The sequence below is a fragment of the Bacteroides uniformis genome, from assembly GCF_025147485.1.
GTDB classification, from domain to species: Bacteria; Bacteroidota; Bacteroidia; order Bacteroidales; family Bacteroidaceae; genus Bacteroides; species Bacteroides uniformis.
Map to the genome: position 1 here is coordinate 3,332,519 of NZ_CP102263.1, position 26,353 is coordinate 3,358,871.

Consider the following 26,353-nt stretch of genomic DNA (forward strand, 5'->3'; position numbering starts at 1 on the left):
GAGAGATTATTTTAGTCTGAGTGCCAGGCTGATTACTACCGAACGTCCCGGAGAATACAAGGCGAAGTTCTTGTTCAGCGGGCGGTTGTCTTTCTTGTTGAAGATATTGTCTATGCCGATGCCCGGTTCGATGACAAAGTTGCGGAAGCCGTCGAAGGTATGGCGGGTATTGAGGTTCCAGATGCCGTAACCCGGAGCATTGCCGTCCGCGTCACCCGGATAATAGACTTTGCTTTGCAGACGACCGTTCAGGTTGAGGTTCAAGGTATAGTCGCTCCAGCTGTGTGTATAGTTTCCGGTGATGGTGGCTGTATGGCGTATGCTGCGCTCGATGTTTTGCCATTCGCCTCCTTCGTTCAGACCGCGTCCATAGGCGTAGGTATAGTTTCCGGTCAGGGTGAAGCCCGGGAATAGATTGCCGTTCAAGTTCACTTCAAAGCCTTTGACGGTAGCTTTCTCGAAATTGAAGTAGTTCTTGACACTTAGGTTTTTCGTGGATGAAAGGTCACCGATTTCGGGGAACTCTTCACGCAACTGGTTCTGCTCTGCTTCCGGTAGGTCATCGAATTTAGTGGATTTGGAAGTTACCATGTTCTTTACATAGTTCAGGTAACCGGTGACGGAAGCACTGAAACGGTTGGTGCGGTATTCCATGTTGATGGAGTAATAGTTGCTGCGTTCGGGGTCGAGGTTCTCGTCACCCAATGAGATGGTGGCTCGTGTACCCATTGTCTTCTTGAACATGTGGTAGTAGAGCTCGTCAATTCCCGGAGCGCGGAATCCGGCAGCATAGGTGGCACGTACATTGAAGTTGCCTATGTTGTACATGGCTGCCACTTTGGGGGTGAAGCGTCCGCCCGTCTGTTCGTGATGGTCGTAGCGTACACCCACAACACCGGTCAGATGGTTCCATAGCTTCACTTCATGCTGGCCGTAGGCTGATGTCGTATAGACACTTTTGTCCAAATCGGAGTCGGGACGGCGGAGCACTTCACGGCGATAGTCTACACCGAACACCGTAGTGCTGTTGGTTGTAAAACCGAAGATACCTTTCAACTCGGCATCATGGAATTTCTGAAGCTTGGTAAGCGCATACTGTCCGGGCAGGTATCCGCTGTTTTCTATCAGGTATTTGTAGCGTGATGCGTAATTGTTTCCTGAATAGTCGAACTGGATAACGTTGCGTTTACTCAGTTTGTATTTGGCGCCTGCCCCCCAGTTGTAACCTTCGTAGGTAGTGTTGTACTTGCTTCCGCCGGTGATGTCTTCGCGTTCTACCGGACGTTCGAGTCCGCGGTTATAGTATCCGCCGTTGGCATAGAAGGAAAGCTGGTCCGTAGCATCATAGGTAAACTTCTGCGAAAAGTTATTCGAGCTGTAGCCCAGGGAGAGCGGGGCAATCGTTTCGATGATGTCTTCTCCATCTTCTGTCAGATGGCTGTTTTGCCAACCGTCGGAGTGGTCGTATTTATAGGAAGTATAGGACCCTATTTTTCCTTGGGCGATGTCCAGATTCAAGCCTTGGGAGAATTGATTCTTTCTCGTATAGCTGCTATTGCTGCTGAAGGCTACCACATCTTTAGGTTCGTTGGTAATGATATTGATTACACCGCCGATGGCATCCGAACCATAAAGGGAAGAAGCGGCTCCGTTCAGCACCTCGATGCGCTTGACGCGGGTCATATCTATTTGGTTGAGGTCGATGTTACCGGTGATGTCTCCCGTGACCTTGCGTCCGTTCACCAATATCAGTACGTGTTTGTTGGAGAGTCCGTTCATCATCAGATAGGACCCCATCGCGTTCGGACGGAAGGAGAGCGAGGGTACCATCATGGTCAAGGCCTGCTGGAAGTCGGTGATACCGGCACGCTTTATCTCGTTGGCAGTGATAACCGATACGGGAGACGGGGTATTCTTCAGTCGCTGATGTGTACCTGTACCCGTTACTACCACCGGGTTCAACTCGTGAGTTTTCTTGGTCATATCGTCGCTGTCACCTTTTTCTGCTTGTGCATAGGCACCGGTGGCGATGATTCCTCCCATAAGGAGAGCTGTGAGAAGTCTTTTCTTTATCATATATTGTTTTATTTTATATAACGCTGCAAATGTACATACCATTATCGGAGGGTGAAATACTTAATAGTTGTTATACTGCGATGGCCAAATAGCTATTAATAGGTACTGTATTCCCTTATTCCGGCACATAGATAATCTCTCCATTTTCAAGCTGATAGGCAACTCCCACTTTCTTTCCTCTTTTACCGGAGGTCTTTTGGTCTTCGCTGGGAGTGTATTTCTTGATTTCCTGCCCTTCTTTGGTAATGATTTCCATATTTTCCTTTCCGGGATTCTTCACCATGGTGAAGTCTTCTTTAGAAAACATCTCCGTCATATTGAAGCGGGAGACGAGAGCCACCATCAAGGCTACGGCAAAGACCATCGCTACGTCAAAAAGATTGGCTACCGTACCCATGGGGTCGGAGTCCGAATCGCTGTGCAGTAATCTGTTTCTCTTACTCTTCATAGTTTTCGTATCGTTAGTCCGTTATTCCTTTTCGGCCGTTTGGCGGCTTATCACTTTGTACAGATATTCCAAGTCGTTCATTTCGCGGGCATACCAGCGTTGTTTCACTTGCAGGGTAATGACGCCGACAGCAGCAATGACCAGCCCTACCACTGTAGTGGCAAAAGCCACCTGCATATTGTAGGCCATGGAGGAGATGTCTCCTTGTGCCAGCCCCACCAGTGCGGGACCCATCGGGATGAGGGTACCCATCAGTCCCAACATGGGACCCAGTTTGATGAATGTACGCGAACGTCCCAACTCCTTCTCGGCTTCCATTTCATAGTTGGCAAGCAGGTGTTCGCAGTAGGCAGCGTCGTCCCGGTGTGCGGACAATTTGGACAAGTTGCGGAGGAGAGGGGAGTTGCCTGCCGATGGGAGTTGCTGCAGCAGTCCGTCTATATTCTCTGGGGTGATGTTCTCCAGTGTTTCAGTGAATTGCTTCTGTAATTTCATCCGCTGGTAGAACTCGCCGAAGAAACCTCCCGCAAGGATAATGGCACGTAGAAAGAATAGCAGCAGCAGGACTACGACGGGAACCAGCAGCCCGTTTGAAATCCAGAACAGTGTGTTTGAGATTGTTTCCATATATCTTTTTAGTTTTTAATTCTTTAATTTATTTCAATAGCCCGTAGCAATGATGCTCAATATAACAATGAAAATATTAACAATGAACAGTACTTCCAAGCGCAGCGGCTTGTCACCGATAGCATATCGCAGCAAATGGCTACCGGCACCGACTGCAAAGAAAGTAACACCGGCTGCTATCCATGAGAGACTGCCGAAATCTATTCCGGGAAAAGTGAAAAGCAGCAGTGCCAGGACATAGCATATTACTCCGCCTATCAGTATGCCGGGGTATAACTTCAGGAAGAGGGTGACCGCTTGTTTGAAGGCCGTGTTGCGGGTACGCATTTTTGCGAAACAGTCGAAACAGAAAGTTATCATTATGGCGGCTTCCAGAGTGACACATACCGACAAGTTCAACATCTGTGGACGGGAGGCAAAGAAAGCTGCCACCACGGTCTTGGACTGTTCCGTCATCCATGGAGTCACCAGCCACGCAAAAAAGGCACAGCCTGCGGCAACCGTCCACATTCCCCAGCGTGGATAGAACCCCACCTTTAATAGAAAATTGAGGGCGATGAATAGGGCTAACAGATGAATGACGTATTCCATAATACTCTGTTTCTATTTATTCTTTTTTCTTTTCTTCAACAGTACGACCAGTCCGATGAAGGTGATGACGACAAGACTGCCTGCAACCACTCCGTTCACCCTGTTCTTACGTACCGTTTGTTCGGAAGTCAGTTTGTGTTCTTTCAGTACGACATCCTTGCCATCGGTTGCGGATGCTTCGTGTACCTCCTTCATGTTCTGGGTATAGGTCTGCTTCTCGCTATTATCCAACTGGTCGGCAACGAACGACTGTAGCTTGTCATTGTCGCAAACGAATTCGGTACAAGCGGCACCTTTTTCGCGTGTGATTTGTGCATGCAGGGAAGCAGTGGTTTTCAGTTGCTCATCAGATGCTTTCCAGTAACCTTTGCGGGCGCTTTCCAGCATGACGGCTGTCATAGCCTGGAATGCGGCGGGATTGACGCGGAGGAAGTACTCGTGAATGCCCAGCTTATTCTCATCCTTTATATACATTCTATACAAGTCATTGAACAGTTCTTTGTCCATGGCCGACGGACGCATGACGTGCCAGCCGAAGATGTTGCGGAAGATTTCGCCGAACATCTGCGCCGAACCTTCCCCGCCTTTCATCCGCTCTTGTATAAAGGTAGGGTTCAAGATGGTGGAACGTGTCTCTACGGCAATGGCCTCTTTGGCATCCTGCATGCGGCGGTTGGTCCGGTTGCGGTAGTCTGCCATATAGGCATCCGGTTCCTTGCTGGTCACGGTTTTGACGGTGAGCGAGAGTCCACCCGTAAATTCGTATACATGATCCAGGGAGATGGGGCCCCATGTGTTACTTTGACGGGGCTGGATGACAACATCCGTTTCGGACAGTGCCGAGGCAAACAAACCTTCCTGGACGTCTCCCCAATTTTCGTCGTCCCCATAAGAGGCACCCATATTGTTGAGGTATCCTTCGGCTATCTCCTTTTCGCTTTCCCACGAGCCGCTGTGCTCGGTATAGGCCATCATACCGGTACTGTATCCGCTGTTGACCGGTCCGAATACACGCATCACAGACATTTCACGGGCACGTTTGGGGGAAGTTCCCTTTTCTACCAGTAATTTTTCCTGCAACAGTGTACCCGATGCCACATAGTTGGGATAGGTCTCATCTCCGGCTTCCGATGTCAGACGTATAGCATCGGTCAGTAACTTCAAGCGGGAACCGGCTATGTCGCGTAGCTGTCCGGACACTTGTACCAGCACATTGATGCGCGGACGCCCCAGTTCTTCACTGGGCACCAGTTTCAGGTCAACCACTCTGCCTTGGGCGTCGCGTACGGGTTCTACTCCCAGCATCCAGAATACCTGGGCCAGCGTAGCTCCTTCCGTATTGATGAATTCGCCTGCCCAGAAGGTATAGCTTACTTTCCGGGGATATTCGCCGTGCTTGCTGATGTACTGTTTTAAAGTCGCTTCTGCCAATCGCTTTCCATCTTCCCAAGCCCTTGGGTTGGGAGTATTCTCGGCGTTGATGCTGTACATGTTGCGTCCGGTGGGCAGAACGTTCGGGTTCAGTACGGGGTCACCTCCCGGCGCAGGGAATACGGTTCCTCCGCTGAGTGCACGCACCATGGCATTCTGTTCGTTGACGGGGGAGGCAAGCAACTGTTCGCGATAGAGTAGGGCGGGGCGAAGCTCCGGTGCTACAGATGCAGTATCCTTGGGTGGATTCTGGAGTAAGGCGGTCAGCCTTTTCCTGGCGGCAGGCAAGTAGTGGTGGGCTATATAGGTGAAGTCTTGCAACTGCTCTGTGGTGATTTTGCCTTTATCGCGGTCCTTGCGGGCCGTTTCGTATGCCAGCGGGTCGGCAGCGACGGCGAGAGTGGTAGTCAGCAGGTCGCGGTCAGAATAAGGCTCGTTCATGGTGTAGTACGCACCCAGTATCTTTTCGTTGGCTATCTCTTCGGTGAAGGCATCCAGACGTTCCAACTCCTTGGTTGTGTAGGGGTCACTGGAGATGGAGTCGAGGTTGAGGTCGCGATGCAGTCCCAGACGCATGGCTTCTTTTTTGATACTTATTCCTAGGGTTCGGTGTTTTTCGGTACCTTCGTCCAGCACTTTGTGAATATCTTCGAGCAAGGCCGAATAGCGTTGGCGCATACCGCTCTCCACGTAGGGCGGAGTGAGATGGGTGACCAGTACGGCATGTGTCCGGCGTTTGGCAATGATACCCTCGCCTACGTTTCCGGTGGTATAGAAATAGAAGTGGGGGAGGTTACCAATCAGTACATCCGACCAGTCGGCCTGCGACTGTGCCACATTCTTTCCGGGCGTGTATTCCAAGTTGCCGTGGGTGCCGAAGTGAATCACTGCATCTGCCTTGAATCCTTTTTGCATATACAGATAAGGAGCCAGGTAGCTGTGGGGCGGCGCTACCGGCATTCCATGCACCAGTTTGAACTCATCATCTCCCAATGCCGGGCGGGGCTGGGGGAAGAGTAGGATATTGCCGAATTGCAAGCAGGCAATGGCAATACTGTCCTCTGTTACCAGCAGATTGCCGGGCGCATCTCCATATCTGTCTGTTACTTCCTGATATTTCTCGGGAAGGAGTACTTCGTGTGCCCATTGTTCGTATTGCTCGGTAGAAAGCCATATCGGGTGTGCCGTTTTCAAAAACTGTTCTTGTGCTCCTTTGGCATACGAACCCATGACGGCACCGTCACGATGTATCCGCTTGCCGAACTCCTCTACAGTAGCAGGCAGTCCACTGACGTCGTACCCTTCCGAACGCAGGCGTTTCAAGAAGTTATAGAGTGAAGGAATCACTTCCATACCGCTTGCCAGCAGGGCGTCTTTTCCCGGAGTCTTGAAGTAACAGATAGCAACGCGCTTTTCTTTGTTGGACATGTCTCTCAAGGACATGTACTTGGTAATATGGTCCACTACGGCATCTATCCGTTCATTTTCAGCGGTGTACAGATAGTATCCGTGTTTGTTTTCGTTTTGGGTAGCGATGCAGAGGGGTAGCATGCCTCCATCTATCTCAGGCACCACTACACGGGCGGTCAGTGTGCCACCGCTGACGGGGGTATCCGGGTCCAGCCATTCCTCGTGGGGCTGAATCAGCGGGAAGGGCATGAATAAAGGAATGTTTTCCTGGTGCAGCCAGTTGATGAGTGAGTCATTGCCCAGCCGTCCCATAGGCAGGTAGACTACTGCATCGGGATGGAGGGTACGTATCATATCGGCACGCGGTTGACCTCCGGCTGTGAAAGGATAGACATTGAAGCCTGCTTGTGTCAAGCACGTGATGAGGGAATCTACGTGGGCACGGTTTCCTTCCATCGGAAAGTTGAGTCCGGAAATCAGGGCAAGGTTGCGTCCGTCCTCATGGTAGAGATTTTTTTCTTTCAGATAGGCGGTCACCTCTTGCGGAGTACTGAAGTAGCGGCCGTATTCGCGGTGGTAGAACATGTTCTCCAGCAATGGGATGGGAGGCTCGTAATCCTGGTGTCCCCACCGGTGGGGAGTGGCGATGTGGCGCAGGTAGAGTAAGGCATTCCGGTAGTTGTGCTTGTTGCCGTTCTTGAGATACTCCCGTAGCGTATGCTGTTGTTCATTGGTAACATTGTGATTGAGGGAGAGGGTGAAATTTCGTAACGTATTCGTAAAGACTGGTACTCCGCTGGCACCCACCCGTTCCACTTCGGCAATCTGGCCGTCGTCAAGGTATAGCCCTCTGCTGTACATCGCGATGGCATCATAGCCGGAAAGGTCCTTCACCTCTTCTTTTTTTATGCAGGTGACTTCTATCCGGGCGCAGTCATTGTTCAGGGCAATGTCGGCAGCTTGTGCCAGGGTTGCGTTGATAATAAGTATACGTGTAGGAGCAAGCCAGTACTGATAGGCCGCAAAGCTGCAGACAATCAATAGGGCTATGCTGCCGAGGAATATTCCAAGTCTTTTCTTATTCATACAAGTTTATTCTCGTTAATAGCGTTTTTGTCTTTTACAACATTTTCTTCTTATATAATTCACACTTAACGCCACACCCGTGATGCAAACGGCTGTACCTCCAAGCAGCAATACCCAAAGCACAGTCTTGCGCAGGGTGGCATTGGAGTTCAGACCGGGCAGACGCATGCGGTGCAGGGCTGTATAGCTCCAGTATTTCCAGCGGGAGGAGGTGTCTACATGGCGGATGATTCCCGTTTCCGGGTGAATGTAATAGACGCTCCGGTCCGGGTCGTCCACCGTTATCTTCCAGACGGGAAGCTGGGGTCGTCCGCGATACATATTGCTCATGTCGCGATAGTAGGTCTCGAAATGTTCGAGCCGGGAGATACGTATGCCGGGGATATGTTGTGAAGAATCACGCTGGGAGGTATAAATGCTTTCCACGCCTTTCAGGATTTCTTCTTCGGAGAGTTGTAACGGACGCGGCAGGCTGTCGGCGGCATCGATGTAATACTCGTTTTTTCTATCTTTTACGATGTAGTAGGGATGTTCGCGGAAGTTGCGCCACTCTATCTGCAAAGCTTGGGGATAGGCAGCTATGACACGGCGGTAGTCCAAGGGGTAATCCTCCGGTTGTGGGGCACGGGCATGGAGCGTGCGTGTGGCGCTGCCTTTCTTCAGTGCCGGTTTATGAATCCATTCGGGAATGTCTGCCAGAGACATCATGCCGCTGAAGGTGAAGGTCAGTACGAAGATGCCGAAAAAGATTCCGCTGACGTAGTGCCAGTGATACCATCTTTTTCGGTAGGGGGAGAACTTGGGATGGCGGCTTCGGTGCGTCTTACGCCATACATCCACAGTTACCCAAATGCCGGCAATGACCATGAGACAACCCAGAGCTGTGAGCCAGATGACGGTCTTAGTCCAAAGGACGGTGTCCTGCCGCAGCCAGGTGAAGTATACCCAGTGGGGAATGGCACCCAGCCATGCCCAGAAGCGTTCGCTTCTGTTGGAGAACTGCAAGGCCTCACCGTTTTGTGAACTCAGATAGAGCTGTGTCCCAGCATCGTCGGCAAAGTATATTTTATAAATGGGCATTTCCTTTTTCAGTTCAGCGAAGGGAATCCATTGGTCCAGAGAGTGGAGGGTGTCGATACGGGTAATGGAAGAAGAACACCACAAAGCTGCTGTCCGGTGCAGGTGTTCACTGTCCAGAGAGGGTCGTGAGATGGTGGAATCGGCAAGGAAATGAAGCGTGCCTTTTGTGGTACTAAAGCTGAACTCGGGGTGTCCGGCATTGAGGTTCAGTATCGTAGACCTGACCTTTACGCCACGGGGCAGGCGGGCTGTGACGGAGGAGATGTCCGGAAGTGAGTCTCCGGTTTGGGAGAGCATATCCAGCTTTTGCATTTTCTCTTTGGCGCTGACACGGGGAAAGCGGTGGTACATCATCACGAAGGCGGAGAGGAACCACATGAGAAATAGGATACAGAGCAAAGTGCCCAGTATCCTATGAATAGAGTACATCAGTTTGGTGATAACATTCATTGTCGTTCGCGTTTTTCCTGCAAAAGTACAAGATGATTCAAGAACACTAAATACCCACTAATGGGTATATTATTCTGTGTCTTTTCCGGCAGCATAGGCCGCCTTCTTCGTCATGATGTCCAGCATGCGGTGCTTCAGTCCGAAACGGATATGGTCAATGAATATTTCTTGAATTTCCGGAATTTGTCCCAGTCCTTCCAGTTGTGCACTGACGGTGAAGCCTTCTTTCTCGAGCATCTCCTTCCACTCTCCGGCAATGTCGTTTTTGGCATGGTCTCCGGCAACAAACATGAAGGGTATGAGGGTCACACGTTTGGCTTTCCCGGCTTTCAGTTGTGCCAGCATGGTGTCAAAGGTTGGATAACCTTCGATGGTGCCCACATGGAAATTGGTCAGTCCGCCTGCTTTCAGCATATAGTCCATCTGACTGTAGATGGCGGTACTGGGGGTATAGGTGCCGTGGCCCACAAGGACGAAGTGTTCTTTGGTAGCTTTCTTGCTTTGTGCCGGGGCGTTGTAGCGGTTCCCCAGAATACTTGCCACTTTCTCTGCATCTTCGATAGAGTAGAGCAGGGGAGTACCTACACGTATTTCCTTGAAGAAGGGTAGTGCGTTTTCCACATCCCGGCGGAGGGATTCCATTTCTACTCCGTCAATGATGTTGGTACTCTGTACGATGAGGTGTGTGTAACCTTCGCTGCGCAGTTTCAGCATGGCATCCAGTGGAGTCAGCTTCGTGATGCCGCGCTCTTTCAAGCGGCGGATGATGATGCGCGACGTATAGGCTTCTTGGAACTTCAACTCCGGGAAGGCGGCTTGTGCCTTGGCGTTGATGGCATCAATGGTGAGGGCGCGGGTATCGTCGTGCGTAGTGCCGAAGTGCACCATGAGCAGGGCGGCTTTGTCGCCGGGTTTCATACTTGCAAGCATATCGCTGTGCTCGTAGTTGCCTCCCCCGTGCGCATGGCAGAGGAGGAGGAAATTACAAAGGAATAAAAAGACAAACAAATTCTTCATAAATACTGATGCTTGTTTTAATCGTTCTCTATGACACGTATCATATCGAAGTAGAAGCGTCCGTCCACTTCGGCTCCTTTCTCTACATTACCGGTCTTGATGTCATAGATGTAGATAACGGCGTTGGCATCTTCTTCAGTGTTTACACCAATGTATGCTTTGTTGTTGAAGATGACAGAACGCTGTGAGAAGCGACCGCCGCTGTAACCGATTTCCTTGCCATCATAGCTTAAGCGTGTCTTGGTTCCGGTGGTAAGATCGAGGATGGCGTAGTAGTGAGAGTAAGCGTCGATGCCGGGTTGCTTATCTGCAGCGGGTCTATCGGCATTGTCATTACGTGCATACACTAAGGCTTTGTTCCCTTCCAGATATTGAATGGTCAGCAATTTGCCGTCGGCATTGGGATAGCCGTTGTAGGAAGCGTCGAATTCTGTTTCGCCTTTGTTGATACGTAGCAGGATGCCTTTGAAAAAAGCGTTATCTTCTTCGTGGAAACAAGCTAGGTAGAGATTGTCTGCTTCGTCGTACATTACGCAGTTTTGCATCAGTTCTCCGTAAGCGCTTCCTGCCATTTCGCATTCGATGGGAGAGAGTACATCTTTTTCTACTTCCATGGTAGAGGGGTTGATAATGGCTGTATGGAAGTTAGGCTCTTGCTGGTCTATATTCGTCAAACCGTCTGTCTCTTTCCAATAGTAGAAGTAGTACAATCTGTTGTCTGATTTGCGGTAGGTGAGGATACCGGAGCTTGTCAGTTTGAGCCAGTTGGTGGGGGCTGGTATGTTGAGTTCACCTTCAGCAAGGATAGTCAAGTCCTCTGCGTTCAGTTTCGTATAAAGAATCTTGTCCTTCTTACCATTGGTAGACATGATGACGAGTGTGTTGTCATCAATCCAGGCATGTGTGTAGGAACGTACCTTATAGCTGTTGGCCTTGAAAGGACGTTCTGCAATAACCTGAACTGCATTGTTCTTGATTTGATATTTTACGAAACGGTCGTTGGTTGCGGGTATTTGGTAGTAATATTTTCCTTTTGAGATAGTCTCCATGGAATAATCTCCCAGTTCCGAACCTTCTCTTTTCACAGTGATGACACCCTGCTCTGTGGCCAATGAGTTGACGCTATGGACAATAGTGGTATTCTTGCTACTCATCCCACCGTGTTTGTCTACGGTGACAAATAGGTCGAAGTGATAGTTATCCTCATTGACTTCCGGGTCGGGATTAGGATTAGGTTCCGGGTCATCATCGGAACACGCTGTGAATGACAGTGCCATCATGGCAGCCATAAAGGCAATCAGTGTAAATTTGAATTTTCTCATTTTGAATGAATTATTAAATGATTAGTTAATGAATAGTCTGAATTTAGCAAAAAAAGCACGTCCGGGCTTCTGCAGCTTGTAGTTGTCATAGGCTGTCTTGTCGAGGAAGTTGGTACACTCCAAAGCCAGATTATAGCGTCCGCGTCTCCATGAGTAAGTGATGTCGGCATTACAGATGTGCTGGGCGGGAATGCGTGCCTTGTTATCATATGCGCCGTAAGCTTCCCAGGTCAGGAAGTACCAGTGTACCCATTGATAGGTACAACCCAGGCGCAATCTGCTTTCGGGCAGGGCAATGTTGCGGAAGGTATAATAAGCCTCTACGCTACCGAATAGCCACGGGCGGTTGGGCACACGGTTGTTATAGGTGGCAGAGGGCTTTCCGTCACCCTTGTACTTCTGCTGGTCGCGAGTGTCCTGGTAGCTGACGTTTGTGGCGAGTTGCAGTCTGCCTTGCCAGTCGTAGCGCATTTCCCCTTCCGCACCTTTTACATGGACAGCCGGGACGTTGGTATATTGCATTGTACCCTCTTTCTCGGCAATGCTGGTCTGAATGTAGTTGTCTACCTTACGGAAAAATCCGCTCATCTCATAATAGAATGTATGTCCATTGCCCGGGTGCCATGTGCCGAACAGAGAGGCATTGAAGTTGTTGCTGTTTTCCGGTTTCAGTGCCACGTTGGCATAGATGGTGGTACCGTTTCCCAACAGCTCGCGGGCGATGGGTAGTCTCACACTATGTTCGTAGGATACTTTGATGGATAAAGGTTCTACGATGGTGTATCGAAGTCCAGCACCGTAGCCCAAGTAGTTCTTGGTGGTGGAACCTTGCACATCCTTCGAGCCGGTCACGCTGGATTGGTCGGTCTGCCGGATATTGGGATGGTTGATGTAGTCTTTTATGAAGAATACGTTTTCCATCTTGCCATCCAACAGAGACTGGTTGTAGGAGAGTCCCAGGATATGTTTGGTAACCACATCTTTTGACGGCTCGAAGCTGGTATCAAGGTCATCGAAGCGGTCGTTTCCGGTACGGCTCAAATGGTAGTTCAGATTAAAGCTGTGATGGGTATTCAGCTGATAGTCCAGGTTGGTGCGCATAATGGTGAGCGGACGCTTGTAGTGGCGCATGGATGGTTCTTTGCCCATAATCTCGTTGCGCTGGCTCACGATGTATCCTCCATCCCAATAGTACTTCCGATAGGCAGTGTCCACGGTCAAGGAATGGTCCCAGGTGTGGGAGAGGGAGGCATTCAGTTGCATGTTCTTCAGGATGAAGTTGTACTTCTGATAGCGGGCAGAGATGTTCCAGGAATCGGAATTCCTTTCTGCCATTCCGTATACTTTGTTTTGGACAGACCCCGTCTGCAGTTCCTTGTCTGTTTTTGAATAGGAGGCGGAAACAAAGAAGGCATCAGCCCAGGATTTGTTGACAAATCCGGCTTCCACCTGTGCCAGTAGCGAGAAGTAGCCGTCATGAAAACGCTTGGGATTGCCATATATGAAATTGTCTCCGCTTTCGTCGCGCATCTGCACATTCTTCATTCTATAATCGTTTTTGGAGTAGTTGATGCCAACGGTTGGCCGGACTATTAGTCCGGTTCCCTTTTCTACGAACTGGGTGTTCAGGTCCGTCTTGTGTGTATGGAAGGAGCCGATGCCGTAAGATACATCCAGATAATTCTTCTTCTCCTGCTTTGTAATGATATTGATGGCACCGCCCAGTGCATCTGTTCCCAAGCTGGCAGGGACTACTCCTTTGTATATCTCAATCCGGTCTATGATGTTAATGGGTAAGTTGGCGAGGGAAACACCGCTTCCTTTGGTGTCCAGTGGCATTCCGTCCAGAAAGTAGCGGATTGAATTTCCGGACAAGCCGTTGATGGAGAGGTCGAAGTCCGAGCCAACCCCGCCTTCCTCTCTCACCTTGATGCCCGTTGTACGGTTCACCAGGTCGTTGAGGTTATTTAGTGAGTTTACTATCGGCTTGATGTCGAGTGCATTGACAGCAAAGGCCCCTTCCTTCACTTTCTGCGTTTGGGTCTTTCCGTATACTTCGACAGAATTCAATGCCACGGCGCTTTCCTGCAATGTGAAATTCTGTTTTTTATCCTGCCGGATGTCGAGGGATTGTTTCACGGTTTGGTAGCCCAGGAAGGAGACGACGAAGGTGTGTTTGCCCGGAGCGACTTGCAGTGAATACTTCCCCCGGTCGTCCGTATAGGTGCCGGAGGTGGTGTTTTCCACAGCGATGGTGGCTTGGGCTATCGGTGTCCCGTGCTGGTCTATGACTTTTCCGGATAAGGTGACCTTATTCTGTGCCATACTACCTGCAGGCAGTAGGCAGATAAATGTAAATAGCAGTCCTGTGATGAATCTCATTTCAGTTCCTTATAAGCGTTCGTAACTTGCCCTCAAGGAAAAATGAACAAAGAGAAAGATTCCTTTATATGGATAAAGAATGCCTCGACTCAATGTTTTGTTGCTTTATTCCCCGAAAGCACTAAAACTATGTTGTCTTGGCAGGTCTTCTGACTTATCCCTCTTTGAATGCCTTCCCATCCGCCGGGCGGACAGTGGCTTGTAGAATATTCAAAGATTTTGGAAGGACTTACAGCAGCGGGTCTGTTCAGGATTTGCACCTGATTCCCTTTTTCATCACTCATCTCCAACAGAACCGGGAGAGGTGAAACCAAAACTGGGACAAAGATAACAAAAACTATTAGGTTTGCGAATACTCCTGATAATTTTTGTTATCTTTGCCCGCGAATTGGTTCCGGATGCATGTTTCCATCATCTGGATTAAAAGGGAATCGGGTGTAAATCCCGGACAGTCCCGCTGCTGTGAAGCTCCGTTTATATCATGAAAAACACCCTTGCCACTGATATGCATTGAAATATCGGGAAGGCTTCAGGATTAGGAGTCAGTCAGAAGACCTGCCATTCATTAAAGGCTGCCTTTGCTCGTGGGTTAGGAAGACAGTACGAAGATATTAGTTGAACATTTAAACAAGAAATGGAATGCCTTTGTTAAAGGTATGTCCGCATTGTGGTGTGACTATATATATCCTTTATATATTAAAGAAAAAGTAAAATGATTAAGAAAGTATTGATTGCCAACAGAGGTGAGATTGCCTTGCGCGTCATGCGTTCGTGCCGGGAGATGGGACTGCTTACGGTTGCGGTCTTCTCCGAGGCCGACCGCACCTCTCATCATGTGGCATATGCCGATGAGGCTTATCCGATAGGACCGGCCGTGGCAAAAGAGAGTTATCTGAATATTGAAAAAGTGATTGCCACGGCAAAGCGATGCGGTGCCGATGCCATCCATCCGGGTTACGGCTTTTTGTCGGAGAACTCGGAGTTTGCACGCCGTTGCAAGGAGGAAGGGATTATCTTTATCGGTCCCGCCGCCGAGACGATGGAGGCGATGGGCGACAAGATAGCTGCCCGCAAGCGAATGATTGCGGCAGGCGTACCCGTGGTTCCCGGAACGGAACAACCTTTGCAGAGTGCCGAAGAAGCCGTGCGCATCTGCAACGAGATAGGTTATCCCGTGATGCTGAAGGCGTCTATGGGTGGCGGTGGTAAAGGTATGCGCCTTATCCATAACGAGAGCGAAGTGGTGGAAGCCTACAACACGGCACGCTCCGAGTCCATGTCCTCCTTTGGAGACGACACGGTCTATCTGGAAAAGTTCGTGGAAGAACCCCACCACATCGAGTTCCAGATATTGGGCGACAACCACGGCAACGTCATCCACCTCTTCGACCGCGAATGCTCCGTGCAGCGTCGCAATCAGAAGGTGGTAGAAGAAAGCCCGTCACCCTTCCTTACGCCGGAATTGCGCCGGGAGATGGGAGAGAAGGCGGTTGCCGCAGCCAAGGCAGTAAACTACTCCGGTGCAGGTACCATCGAGTTTCTGGTAGACAAGAACCGTCGGTTCTACTTCCTCGAAATGAATACGCGCTTGCAAGTAGAGCACCCCATCACGGAAGAAGTGGTAGGCGTGGACCTGGTGAAAGAGCAAATCCGCATTGCTAACGACGAGGTGCTGCACCTCAAGCAGGAGGAACTGTTCCAGCGCGGCCATGCTATAGAGTGCCGCATCTGTGCCGAAGATACGGAAAACAACTTCATGCCGTCTCCCGGTGTCATCAAGCAACTGACGGAGCCGAACGGAATCGGTGTGCGTATAGACAGCTATGTGTACGACGGCTATGAGATTCCCATCTACTACGACCCTATGATAGGTAAGCTCATCGTATGGGCAACCACCCGCCAGTATGCCATCGAGCGTATGCGCCGTGTGCTCTACGAGTACAAAATTACGGGCGTAAAGACCAACCTTGCCTATCTGAAGCGCATCATGCACGTGCCCGACTTTGTGAAGGGAGAGTACAACACCCTCTTTATCGAGAAGAACGCCCGCATGCTGGTACGCACCAACACTGCCAACGAAGAGTTGGAGAACATAGCCATGATAGCTGCCTATATGGACTATCTGGTTAATCTGGAGGAGAATGTTTCGGCACAGCTACCCGATGCCCGCCCCATCAGCCGTTGGAGGGAATTTGGCTTGCAGAAGGGAGTGCTCAGGATTTAAGGAATGGATAATTGATAATGGATAATTAATAATGGAAATACATATAGGAGACCGTATCGCAGACATTACCCTGGTGGGTAAGGAAGGGAATAAGGTACAACTTACCATTGACGGAAAGCCCTACGAAGTGGACATTGTGATGGCAGAGAACGGAAGTTGCTCCATCCTGCACAACGGAAACTCGTTCAACGCAGGCCTTGTGCGCGGCGAGGGCGGCAAGAGTTATGACATCAGCATGCTCCAGCGTTCCTTCCACGTAGACATTGTAGACACGCAAGCCAAGTATCTGCACATGAAGAAAGGAGCCGACGAGAAGCAGGGCGACAAGATTTTGGCTCCGATGCCGGGCAAGGTGGTAAGCATCCCCGTCAAGGTGGGCGACCGACTGGCTGCCGGCGACATTGCCGTGGTGCTGGAAGCCATGAAGATGCAGAGTAACTATAAGGTAAATGCCGACTGCATCGTCCGCAACATCCTCGTGGGCGAGGGCGAACCGGTAAATGCCAACCAAGTATTGATTGAATTGGAGTTGATAAAGGAGGAATAATCCCGAGTCGCATTCAGTCCGTATATTATAAATCACTAAATTGTAAATGCAAATATGAACAGAGAAGAAATATACCGCCAGTTTGAGGAACTGGATAAACGTGCCTCGCTGGGTGGGGGCGTAGACAAGATAGAGAAACAACACGCCTCCGGCCGCATGACTGCCCGCGAACGTATTGACATGCTGCTGGACAAAGGCTCGTTCAATGAGCTGGACAAGTTCGTGAACCACCGTTGCACCAACTTCGGCATGGAGAAGAAACAGATTGCCGGAGACGGCATGGTGTCCGGTTACGGAAAGATAGACGGCCGCCTTGTATTTGTCTATGCCTACGACTTCACGGCGCATGGCGGTTCGCTCAGCGAGACGAATGCCGCAAAGATTGTAAAGGTGCAGCAGCTTGCCCTGAAGAACGGTGCTCCCGTCATTGCCCTCAACGATTCGGGCGGCGCACGCATCCAGGAAGGTGTGAACAGCTTGGCAGGCTATGCCTCCATCTTCTATCAGAACACCATTGCGTCGGGTGTCATTCCGCAGATATCCGCTATTCTGGGTCCGTGTGCCGGTGGGGCATGCTACTCTCCGGCGCTTACCGACTTTATCTTCATGGTAAAGGAGCAGAGCCACATGTTTATCACCGGTCCGGACGTGGTAAAGACCGTGACCCACGAGGAGGTGGACAAGGAGGAACTGGGCGGTGCCTATACGCATAGCAGCAAGAGCGGCGTTACCCACTTCATGTGCAATACGGAGGAGGAGACACTGATGAGCATCCGCGAGCTGCTGAGCTTCCTGCCGTCCAACAATATGGAGGATGCTCCCTTCACTCCCTGCTCCGACGATATCCATCGCCGGGTAGAGGCGCTTCAGACCGTCATTCCTGAGGACCCGAACATGCCCTATGACATCAAGGATATTATAGAACCGGTGCTGGACAACCAGTACTTCTTCGAAGTGATGCCTCACTTTGCCAAGAACGTCGTTATCGGTTTCGGTCGTCTGAACGGGCGTTCGGTAGGTATCGTGGCAAACCAACCTGCCTATTTGGCGGGTGTGCTCGATATTGATGCCAGCGACAAGGCGGCACGTTTCATTCGTTTCTGCGACTGCTTCAACATCCCGCTGATAACCTTCGAAGATGTTCCCGGCTTCTTGCCCGGAACGATGCAGGAGCACAACGGCATCATCCGCCACGGCGCCAAGATTGTCTATGCCTATGCCGAGGCCACCGTGCCCAAGATAACGCTGATTACCCGCAAGGCATACGGCGGAGCCTACATCGTGATGTCCAGCAAACCGACGGGTGCCGACGTGAACCTGGCTTATCCGCAGGCGGAAATCGCCGTGATGGGTGCCGAGGGTGCGGTGAACATCCTCTACCGTAAGTCCTCTGCCGAAGAGAAGCAGGAGATTATCAAGGAGTACGAAAGCAAGTTCTCCAACCCTTACCGCGCTGCCGAGCGTGGCCTCATAGACGAGGTCATCATGCCGCGCGATACCCGCTACAAGCTGGTGCAGGCATTGGAGATGGCGCACAACAAGAATCAGAGCAATCCACCGAAAAAGCACGGCAACATGCCTTTATAATAGTAGTTATTTTTTATGTGTGAAATGCGTATCCCCGGAGAAGTGATTTCTGTGGGGATACACTTTTTAAATAGAGAATTAAGAATTAAACAATAAGGCTGAAAAGTAAAAACTAAAGATAGAAACTATGGAACTATTAAGAAACCTCTTTGAGGGTTATCCCAATCTTTGGGGCGGAGGAGTGGCACACTCTGTCCTGATTCTGTCCCTGGTCATCACCTTCGGTATCATGCTGGGCAAGTTGAAGGTGGCAGGCATCTCGCTGGGTGTCACCTGGATTTTGTTTGTGGGCATTGTCTTCGGACATTTCGACATGAACCTCGACGAACATCTGCTGCACTTCCTGAAGGAGTTTGGCTTGATACTGTTTGTCTATTCCATCGGTCTGCAAGTGGGACCGGGATTCTTCTCCGCTTTCAAGAAGGGCGGACTTACGCTGAACATGGTAGCAATGCTTTCCGTCTTTCTCAGCGTGCTTATCACCATTGTGTTGCACTTTGCCACCGGAATCCCCATTACTACGATGGTGGGTATCTTGTCCGGAGCCGTGACCAATACCCCCGGTCTGGGTGCTGCCCAGCAGGCAAACAGTGACCTCAACGGGGTGGATGCTCCGGAAATCGCACTCGGATATGCCGTTGCCTATCCGCTGGGTGTGGTGGGCTGCATCCTGGCGCTGCTAGCCTTGAAGATTTTCATGCGGATTAATACCCAAAAAGAAGAGGAGGATGCCGAGCACGGGCTGGGTCATCTGCAGGAGCTGACCGTGCGTCCCATATCGGTAGAGATACGCAATGAGGCAATAGACGGCAAGCGGATCAGAGATGTGAAACCATTGTTGAACCGTGCGTTTGTCATCTCCCGCATCCGGCACACCGGCAGTCAGGAAACAGAACTGGCGAATGCCGATACGGTGCTGCACATGCAGGATGAAATTCTGTTCATTGCCAACCCGAAAGATGTGGAGGCCATTGTTGCCTTCTTCGGAAGAAAAATTTCGGTGGAGTGGGAACGGGAGGACAAGAACTTGATTTCACGCCGCATCCTCATCACCAAGCCGGAACTGAACGGCAAGTCTCTGTCTCAGCTCAAGATACGTAACAACTTCGGTGCCTGCATCACCCGTATCAACCGTTCGGGCGTGGATCTGGTGGCAACTCCCCACTTGCAGTTGCAGATGGGAGACCGTGTGACGATTGTAGGCAGTGAGCTTGCCGTGAGTCATGCGGAGAAGGTGCTGGGTAACTCGCTGAAGCGTCTCAACCATCCCAACTTGATTCCTATCTTCCTGGGTATTGCCCTGGGATGTATCTTGGGCAGTCTGCCGTTCATGTTCCCCGGCATTCCCCAACCCGTGAAACTGGGACTGGCCGGTGGACCGTTGGTGGTTTCCATCCTCATCAGCCGTTTCGGGCCTCAATATAAGCTGATAACCTACACGACGATGAGTGCCAATCTGATGATACGCGAAATCGGTATCGCCTTGTTCCTGGCCTGCGTGGGGTTGGGTGCAGGAAAGGGATTCATCGATACCATTATCTACGAAGGCGGCTATGTGTGGATTGGCTATGGGGCCATCATCACGGTCGTTCCGTTGCTGGTGACAGGATTCATGGGGCGCTATTTCTGGAAGCTGAACTACTATACGCTGATAGGTGTGCTGTCCGGAGCTAACACCAATCCACCTGCATTGGCCTATTCCTCGGACTTGACATCCTGCGATGCCCCTGCGGTGGGATACGCCACAGTCTATCCGCTGGCTATGTTCCTGCGGGTGCTGACGGCTCAGTTGCTGATACTGGCACTGGCATAGTTTCACCATAGATAATCTATGGTACATAGGTTGATTTGATAACAAGTAATGTAAAGAGAGCTAACAAGTAATGTTAGGCTGCTTTACATTACTTGTTATTTTTGTTTGTAGTATTCCTCCGCTTGTGCCAGTGTCTCCGGTTTGCCGATGTCGAACCAGCGGAATCCTTGCAGCGGATAGCCTTGTATGTGCACCTTTGTGCAGGCGGACGAGTAGAAAGGAATGATGGAGAACTTGCCGTCCCATTGCTCATCATCCATCAGGCGGAAGAGGGAGGGGGAGATGACATGGATTCCTCCGAAGGCGAGTTCCCGGTACTTCGTTTCCCGGTAGTCGAAGCCTGCCGGTTTCACCTCTCCGGTGGACTTGTTTATCCAGCCGTGCAGGTGGTAGTCGTCGTCAAAAAGGAGATAGCGGGAAGTCTTGCGCTCGCTCACAAGCAGGGTAGACTCCGCATCGCTCTCCAGATGGTGGCGGTAGAGACCTGCAAGGTCAATGTCCGTCAGAATATCCGCGTTGTGCACCAGAAAAGGTTCTTGTCCGTCCAGAAAGGGGCGTGCCTTTTTGATGCCTCCTCCGGTGTCGAGCAGCATGCCGCGTTCGTCGCTGATGTGAATCTCCGTGCCGAAGTTGTCGTGGGTACGGAGGAAGTCGATAATCTGCTCCCCGAAGTGGTGGATATTGACCGTTATCTCGTTGAATCCTGCTTCCTTCAACCGCAGTATCACCCGTTCCAGCATGGGCTTTCCTGCTACGGGAACGAGGGCCTTGGGCATGTGGTCCGTCAAGGGGCGCAACCGGGTGCCCAGGCCGGCGGCGAAAATCATGGCTTTCATATTGGCATATTCTCACATTAGCACATTAAACTTTGGCCTTAAACGTCTGTTCAATATTCTGTTCTCTATGTATCAGGTTCACTTGCACGCCGAACTTCTTGTGCAGATGTTCCGCCAGGTGTTGTGCTGAGTACACGGAGCGGTGCTGTCCGCCGGTGCAGCCGAAGCAGACAGACAGATTGGTGAAGCCGCGTTCCATGTAGCGCTTCACGGAAGCGTCGACAAGGGCGTAGGCATGCTCCAGGAATACGGCTATCTCGCCGTCGTCTTCCAGGAAGCGGATAACGGGTTCGTCCAGTCCCGTGAAGGGTTTGTAACGCTCGTACTTGCCGGGGTTGTTCACAGCGCGGCAGTCAAAGACGAAACCTCCTCCGTTGCCCGTGGAATCTTCGGGGATACCTTTTTTGTAGGCAAAGCTGGTGACTTTCACCACGAGGCGGCGCTTTTGCAGGTCGTCTGTAAACTGTTTCAGCTCGGTAAGTTCGCGCAGAATCCGGCAGAGGTAGGGATATTCGGGATAAGGCTCTTGGAGCAGCTGGCGCAGGTTCTCGATGGCGAAGGGGACACTTTGTATGAAGTGGGGCTTCTTCTCGAAGTAACCGCGGAAACCATAGGCACCCAGCACCTGCATGGTGCGGAACAATACGAAGTGGCGAAGCTGGGCATAGAAATAAGCCTCGTCCACGGGCTGGTACTTGCGCAGGGCGTCGATGTATTCCTTCAGCAACTCTTGGCGCAGGCTGTCGGGATAGTTTGCTTTGGCTTGCCACAAGAAGGAGGCTACGTCGTAGTAAACCGGACCTTTGCGTCCGCCCTGGAAGTCGATGAGCCACGGCTCGCCGTCCTTTATCATAACGTTACGGCTCTGGAAGTCGCGGTACATGAAGGTGGCGGAGCTGCTACGGAGCAACACGTCTGCCATCTTCTGGAAGTCGTCCTCCAGCCGGTCTTCCTGAAAGTCCATCCCCGTAGCCTTGAGGAAGCAGTATTTAAAGTAGTTCAGGTCCCACAGAATGCTGCGGCTGTTGAACTCTGCCTGCGGGTAGCAGTAGGAGAAGTCCATGCCGTCGGCTCCGGCAAACTGCACGGCGGGCAGCAGACGGATGGTCTTGCGCAGTAACTGCTTCTCATCCTCGCCGAATACGCTGGTCTTGCGGCCTTTCTCGATGGCATTGAATAGGAGCGAGTCGCCCAGGTCTTCTTGCAGATAATAGATATCATCTTCGGAGCGGATGAACACTTGCGGTACGGGCAGTCCTTTCTGGCGGAAATGTTCTGCCATGTAGAGGAAGGCGCGGTTCTCCTCCACAGACTCTCCGCTGACGCCGATAAGTGTAGGGTTTCCGGTGAGGCGGAAGTAGCGGCGGTTGGAGCCGGAGGAGGGGAGTTCGTCAATCTGTTCCGGTTCGTGTCCGGTATGTGCGATGTAGAGTTTCTTAAGTTCTTCGGTTATCATGGTGGTATGTTTTATTTTGGCAGCTAAGATAAAACTTTTGTCGGAGATATGCTTATCTTTGCACGTTGAAAATGTGCTAATGTGCCAATATGCCAATGTGCCAATGACCTGCGGCATGGGGAAGTAGCGCAAGTATAGCGCAGCCGATTAGCACATTGGTACATTAAATCATTAGCACATTAATTATGCGTTCCATCCCTCAGTTTCTCATAGCCGCCCCTACATCGGGCAGTGGAAAGACCACCGTCAGTCGTGGACTGATGGCATTGTTTATGAAGAAAGGTCTGAAGGTGCAGCCTTTCAAGTGCGGTCCCGATTATATAGATACTAAGTATCACGAGGCGGTATGCGGCCGTCCTTCCGTCAATCTGGATACTTTCATGGCATCTCAGGAGCACGTAAGCAGTCTGTATGCACGCTATTCGGCGGATGCGGATGTTGCTGTGGTCGAGGGGATGATGGGGATGTACGACGGGTACGACCGCGACCGGGGCTCGTCGGCAGAAGTGGCTCGGCTCTTGGGTATTCCTGTGGTGCTGGTGGCCGATGCCAAGTCGGCTGCCTATTCCATGGCTCCTTTGTTGTCGGGGTTCATCAATTTCCGTCCGGATATACGTATTGCGGGGGTTATCTTCAATCGTGTCGGCTCGCCCCGCCACTACCGGATGCTGCAGGAGGTCTGTGAAGACTTGAACGTGACTTGTCTGGGCTATCTGCCCAAGCAGAAGGAACTGGAGCAGGAGTCGCGCCATCTGGGGCTGGATTTCAGCCGTTCTAAGGAGACGGAGGGACTGGATATGCTGGCAGGCTTGCTGGAGGAACATGTGGACTGGGAACTGCTGCTCTCGACAACCGGGCTTCCATTGCCTGCGGCGGCAGTGAAGGAGAAGCCGGTACTATCAGAGCCGGGGAAGCTGCATGTCTCGGTAGCGCGCAACGAAGAGTCCTTTTCCTTCCTCTATGCGGAGCATCTGGATATTCTGCGCCGTATGGGCACGGTCACTTTCTTCAATCCGGAGCATGACCGGCCTATTCCGCAAGAGACGGATTTGCTCTATCTGCCCGGCGGCTATCCCGAGAACCGTCTGGAGGAACTTGCCGGGGCAAGGCTTGCCAGGGAGTCTATCCGCAGCTATATAGAGGCCGGTGGCAGGACGCTGGCAGAATGCGGGGGGATGATATATCTTTCGCAGTCCGTTCTTTCTGATGGGGATACGGACGGGGGAAGCGCCGGGAGCTGTGTAGGCAATATTGGAAATGAGATGGTAGGAGTATTGCCTTTCAGCATTACGAACGAGCGTAAACGCAGGAAATTGACATTGGGATACCGCCGGTTCGACTATAACGGATGGCGGCTTAAAGGACACGAATTCCATTATACGCAGTTTGCCGTGCCCGAAACCGATGGAAAAGAAGGTGGTGCGTGCAGTCTTCCTCTTTCGATAGCGCAGGTCTACAATGCCAAAGGAGGGAAGGTAACCACTCCCGTCTTTCGCTATAAGAACCTGATAGCCAGTTATACGCATCTGTATTGGGGCGAGGTGGATGTGATGGCTTTGTTCGGTGAACTCTAATCTTGCAGAACCTCCTTTGAACCGGTTTGTTTTAGTGAACAAATTTATTTATCCTTATATATTCTTTATAATTTTCTTATATAATTTACTTTGTACTCATAAATTTTTCCCATCAACGTGGCCTTTTTAGGATATGCGTAGGGTGCGGATTTGAAAATCAGATTTATTATGAGTAAAAAAGAAAAGAATGTAGAAATGGGGAGCCCCATGAAGATGCCGGATTTGGCATCTTATATGCAGACGGTGATTGAGCAGTTGGAAGCGGATAAGAAGCGCTCGGCGGCACATACCTATACGTATGCGTTGAAATCTATCGCGGAGTTTTACGGTGGGGCAGGAATGCCGATGCCGGTGGATGAGGTCTTTACGCCAGGCAGGTTGAAGGAGTATGAAGAATGGATGAGACGGGAAGGAATGAGGAAGCGGAAAAGAGAGCCTAAAGGGTTGAGCTTGAATACCATTTCCACCTATATGCGGAACTTGAAGGCGGTATATCACCGGATGGTCGGCGAAAAGGTGCTGCCCTATAACCCGAAATTGTTTGATGACGTGTACACAAAAGTGGAATCACAGACTAAACGGGCGTTGGAACTGGAACAGATGAATACGTTGCTGTGTACAGACTTAAGAAAATTGCCTTCGGATCTGCGGTGTGTGCTGGCTTATTTTTTATTGATGTTCCTATTCCGAGGAATGCCGTTCATTGACCTCGCTTATTTGCGTAAACAAGATGTGAAAGGGAACCGCATTGTATATAGCCGCCACAAAACAGGACGGCAGATGACGGTGCGTATTCCCAAAGAAGCGATGGAACTGATGAAAGAGTTTAAAAGCAAGAATCCGGATTCCATCTATCTCTTTCCGATTCTACACAGACAAGAGAGCAAGAAGAAACGGGCCGGGAAGGTGAAAAAGGATAAAGAACTGTATATGGATTATCTTCGGGCTCTTCGTGGCTTCAATCTGAAACTGGAAAAAATAGCGTCTCTGTTGCTGCCAGGTGTGAAGCTCAGCTCATATGTGGCGAAACATCATACAATCTCTATCTAATTGAAAATTAAACAGTTATTTCTGTTTAATTAATATCAGGTAACGATTTAGAAACGAGCGAATTACAATATTCTGTTTTCTTTTGCCTCTGTCAAAGAACGATTCTTTCAATGCAAATATACACTTTACTTGTGACAAAAGCAATCTTTTTCTACATTTAATCGACTTACAGTCAGCCTTAAAGAGGGTATCTGGTCTCATTCCATCTTCTTCCTCAAAAATAACATAGCAGTCTAAATTGGTTTATGTATGGGATAGGTCTTGTTCATTCGATCCGGTAGACTACTATACATAAAAGTATAAAGGCGAGATACGACAAGGAGATGCCATGCTTTTGTGTAAGGGGAATCTCTCTTAGCTTATCGCAGACCATGTATAGCTAAGTGTTTTGAGAATAAACAGTCTGTAAAAAACGGAAAGACACCGATTATGGGCCGTATCACCATCAATGGAACCCAAGCCGGTTTCAGTTGTAAGAAAGAAGTGTCCCTCGCTTTGTGGGACGTCAAAACCAACCGGGCCAAAGGCAAGTCCGAGGAGGCCCGTACACTCAATCAGGAGCTTGACAATATCAAGGCGCAAATCACCAGGCACTACCAGTACATCTGCGACCACGACAGTTTTGTTACAGCCAAGAAAGTCTATAACCGCTATGTCGGCTTCTCAGAGGAATGCCACACCCTTATGAACCTTTTCAGGGAACAGCTGGAACCGTATAAAAAGAAAATCGGCATAGAGAAAGCCGAAAGCACCTACTGCGGTCTGGTTGCCGATTACAAGAGTCTCCTGCTTTTCATGAAAAGCAAGAAGAATGCAGAGGATATTGTCATCGAAGAACTTGAGAAATCATTCATCGAGGATTACTACAACTGGATGCTCGGTACATGCGCTTTGGCAAACTCCACTGTCTTCGGGCGTGTCAATACCTTGAAGTGGCTGATGTATATCGCGCAGGAAAAAGGCTGGATACGGGTTCATCCGTTCGCATCATTCGAGTGTATGCCCGAATACAAGAGGCGTTCTTTCCTTTCCGAAGAGGAACTGCAAAGGATAATCCATATAGAACCGAGATACAAACGCCAGCGTGCCATGCGCGACATGTTCCTGTTCATGTGCTTCACCGGTCTTTCCTATGTGGACTTGAAAGCCATAACATACGATAATATCCATACCGACTCCGACGGCGGTACATGGCTGATGGGCAACCGTATAAAAACGGGAGTGGCGTATGTCGTAAAATTATTGCCCATTGCTATTGAACTGATTGAAAAATATAGGGGTACGGATGAAAAGAAAGACTCCCCGAATGTGTCTTTCCGGTAGGTGAATACAATGCCATGCGGCTC

Annotated in this window: 18 protein-coding genes and 2 riboswitches; of the genes, 7 read left to right on the forward strand and 11 right to left on the reverse strand. The window is 50.5% G+C overall.

What is annotated here, in order from left to right; genetic code table 11:
* Positions 1-6: 6 nt before the first annotated feature.
* The 9 genes from NQ510_RS13310 to NQ510_RS13350 all read right to left on the reverse strand — a co-directional run bounded on the left by NQ510_RS13310 (position 7) and on the right by NQ510_RS13350 (position 13,920).
* Positions 7-2,076 (reverse strand): TonB-dependent receptor plug domain-containing protein, encoded by a 2,070-nt coding sequence (locus NQ510_RS13310; protein ID WP_034525790.1) that lies wholly within the window; start codon positions 2,074-2,076, stop codon positions 7-9.
* Positions 2,077-2,191: 115 nt separating this feature from the next.
* Positions 2,192-2,524: a DUF2149 domain-containing protein gene (locus NQ510_RS13315; RefSeq protein ID WP_005829376.1), complete on the reverse strand. Its 333-nt coding sequence runs from the start codon at positions 2,522-2,524 to the stop codon at positions 2,192-2,194.
* Positions 2,525-2,545: 21 nt separating this feature from the next.
* Positions 2,546-3,151 (reverse strand): MotA/TolQ/ExbB proton channel family protein, encoded by a 606-nt coding sequence (locus tag NQ510_RS13320; RefSeq protein WP_005829373.1) that lies wholly within the window; start codon positions 3,149-3,151, stop codon positions 2,546-2,548.
* A gap of 33 nt (positions 3,152-3,184) precedes the next feature.
* Positions 3,185-3,742, reverse strand: coding sequence for a hypothetical protein (locus tag NQ510_RS13325; RefSeq protein ID WP_005829371.1), 558 nt, complete (start codon positions 3,740-3,742; stop codon positions 3,185-3,187).
* A gap of 12 nt (positions 3,743-3,754) precedes the next feature.
* Positions 3,755-7,669 carry a cobaltochelatase subunit CobN gene (locus NQ510_RS13330; protein WP_005829370.1) on the reverse strand — a complete coding sequence of 1,305 codons (3,915 nt, stop codon included), beginning with the start codon at positions 7,667-7,669 and terminating at the stop codon, positions 3,755-3,757.
* A gap of 15 nt (positions 7,670-7,684) precedes the next feature.
* Positions 7,685-9,199, reverse strand: coding sequence for a PepSY domain-containing protein (locus NQ510_RS13335; RefSeq protein ID WP_005829369.1), 1,515 nt, complete (start codon positions 9,197-9,199; stop codon positions 7,685-7,687).
* 69 nt (positions 9,200-9,268) lie between these two features.
* The gene (locus tag NQ510_RS13340) at positions 9,269-10,216 is read right to left on the reverse strand and encodes a sirohydrochlorin cobaltochelatase (RefSeq protein WP_005829367.1); all 948 of its coding nucleotides are present in this window, start codon (positions 10,214-10,216) and stop codon (positions 9,269-9,271) included.
* 17 nt (positions 10,217-10,233) lie between these two features.
* A complete protein-coding gene (locus tag NQ510_RS13345) occupies positions 10,234-11,538 on the reverse strand; it encodes a hypothetical protein (RefSeq protein ID WP_005829365.1) in 1,305 nt (434 codons plus the stop codon).
* Positions 11,539-11,559: 21 nt separating this feature from the next.
* Positions 11,560-13,920, reverse strand: coding sequence for a TonB-dependent receptor (locus NQ510_RS13350; protein WP_005829363.1), 2,361 nt, complete (start codon positions 13,918-13,920; stop codon positions 11,560-11,562).
* 122 nt (positions 13,921-14,042) lie between these two features.
* A riboswitch (cobalamin riboswitch) is annotated at positions 14,043-14,250 on the reverse strand.
* 42 nt (positions 14,251-14,292) lie between these two features.
* A riboswitch (cobalamin riboswitch) is annotated at positions 14,293-14,497 on the forward strand.
* A 135-nt stretch (positions 14,498-14,632) separates the two neighbouring features.
* On the opposite strand from NQ510_RS13350, the gene accC reads away from it, so the two are divergent.
* From accC to NQ510_RS13370, 4 genes are all read left to right on the forward strand, one after another.
* Positions 14,633-16,144 (forward strand): acetyl-CoA carboxylase biotin carboxylase subunit, encoded by a 1,512-nt coding sequence (gene accC, locus NQ510_RS13355; protein ID WP_005829359.1) that lies wholly within the window; start codon positions 14,633-14,635, stop codon positions 16,142-16,144.
* A 31-nt stretch (positions 16,145-16,175) separates the two neighbouring features.
* The gene (locus tag NQ510_RS13360; RefSeq protein ID WP_005829357.1) at positions 16,176-16,691 is read left to right on the forward strand and encodes a biotin/lipoyl-containing protein; all 516 of its coding nucleotides are present in this window, start codon (positions 16,176-16,178) and stop codon (positions 16,689-16,691) included.
* Positions 16,692-16,745: 54 nt separating this feature from the next.
* Positions 16,746-18,278: an acyl-CoA carboxylase subunit beta gene (locus NQ510_RS13365; protein WP_005829355.1), complete on the forward strand. Its 1,533-nt coding sequence runs from the start codon at positions 16,746-16,748 to the stop codon at positions 18,276-18,278.
* Positions 18,279-18,405: 127 nt separating this feature from the next.
* Positions 18,406-20,091, forward strand: a complete 1,686-nt coding sequence (locus NQ510_RS13370) for a putative transporter (RefSeq protein WP_005829353.1) — start codon at positions 18,406-18,408, stop codon at positions 20,089-20,091.
* A gap of 95 nt (positions 20,092-20,186) precedes the next feature.
* Here the strand turns inward: NQ510_RS13370 and NQ510_RS13375 are convergent, their stop codons facing one another.
* Together NQ510_RS13375 and NQ510_RS13380 are read right to left on the reverse strand one after the other, a co-directional pair.
* A complete protein-coding gene (locus NQ510_RS13375; RefSeq protein ID WP_005829351.1) occupies positions 20,187-20,927 on the reverse strand; it encodes a nucleotidyltransferase family protein in 741 nt (246 codons plus the stop codon).
* 25 nt (positions 20,928-20,952) lie between these two features.
* Entirely contained in the window at positions 20,953-22,383 is a 1,431-nt protein-coding gene (locus NQ510_RS13380; RefSeq protein WP_034525811.1) for a RapZ C-terminal domain-containing protein, read from the reverse strand.
* A 185-nt stretch (positions 22,384-22,568) separates the two neighbouring features.
* Here NQ510_RS13380 and NQ510_RS13385 point away from each other — a divergent pair, with 185 nt between their 5' ends.
* The 3 genes from NQ510_RS13385 (at position 22,569) to NQ510_RS13395 (ending at position 26,330) form a co-directional block, all read left to right on the forward strand.
* A complete protein-coding gene (locus NQ510_RS13385) occupies positions 22,569-23,957 on the forward strand; it encodes a cobyrinate a,c-diamide synthase (RefSeq protein WP_005829348.1) in 1,389 nt (462 codons plus the stop codon).
* A gap of 168 nt (positions 23,958-24,125) precedes the next feature.
* On the forward strand, positions 24,126-25,007 hold the full coding sequence (locus tag NQ510_RS13390; RefSeq protein WP_005829346.1) for a tyrosine-type recombinase/integrase: 882 nt from the start codon (positions 24,126-24,128) through the stop codon (positions 25,005-25,007).
* A gap of 429 nt (positions 25,008-25,436) precedes the next feature.
* Positions 25,437-26,330, forward strand: coding sequence for a phage integrase SAM-like domain-containing protein (locus NQ510_RS13395; RefSeq protein ID WP_004289225.1), 894 nt, complete (start codon positions 25,437-25,439; stop codon positions 26,328-26,330).
* Positions 26,331-26,353: the final 23 nt, after the last annotated feature.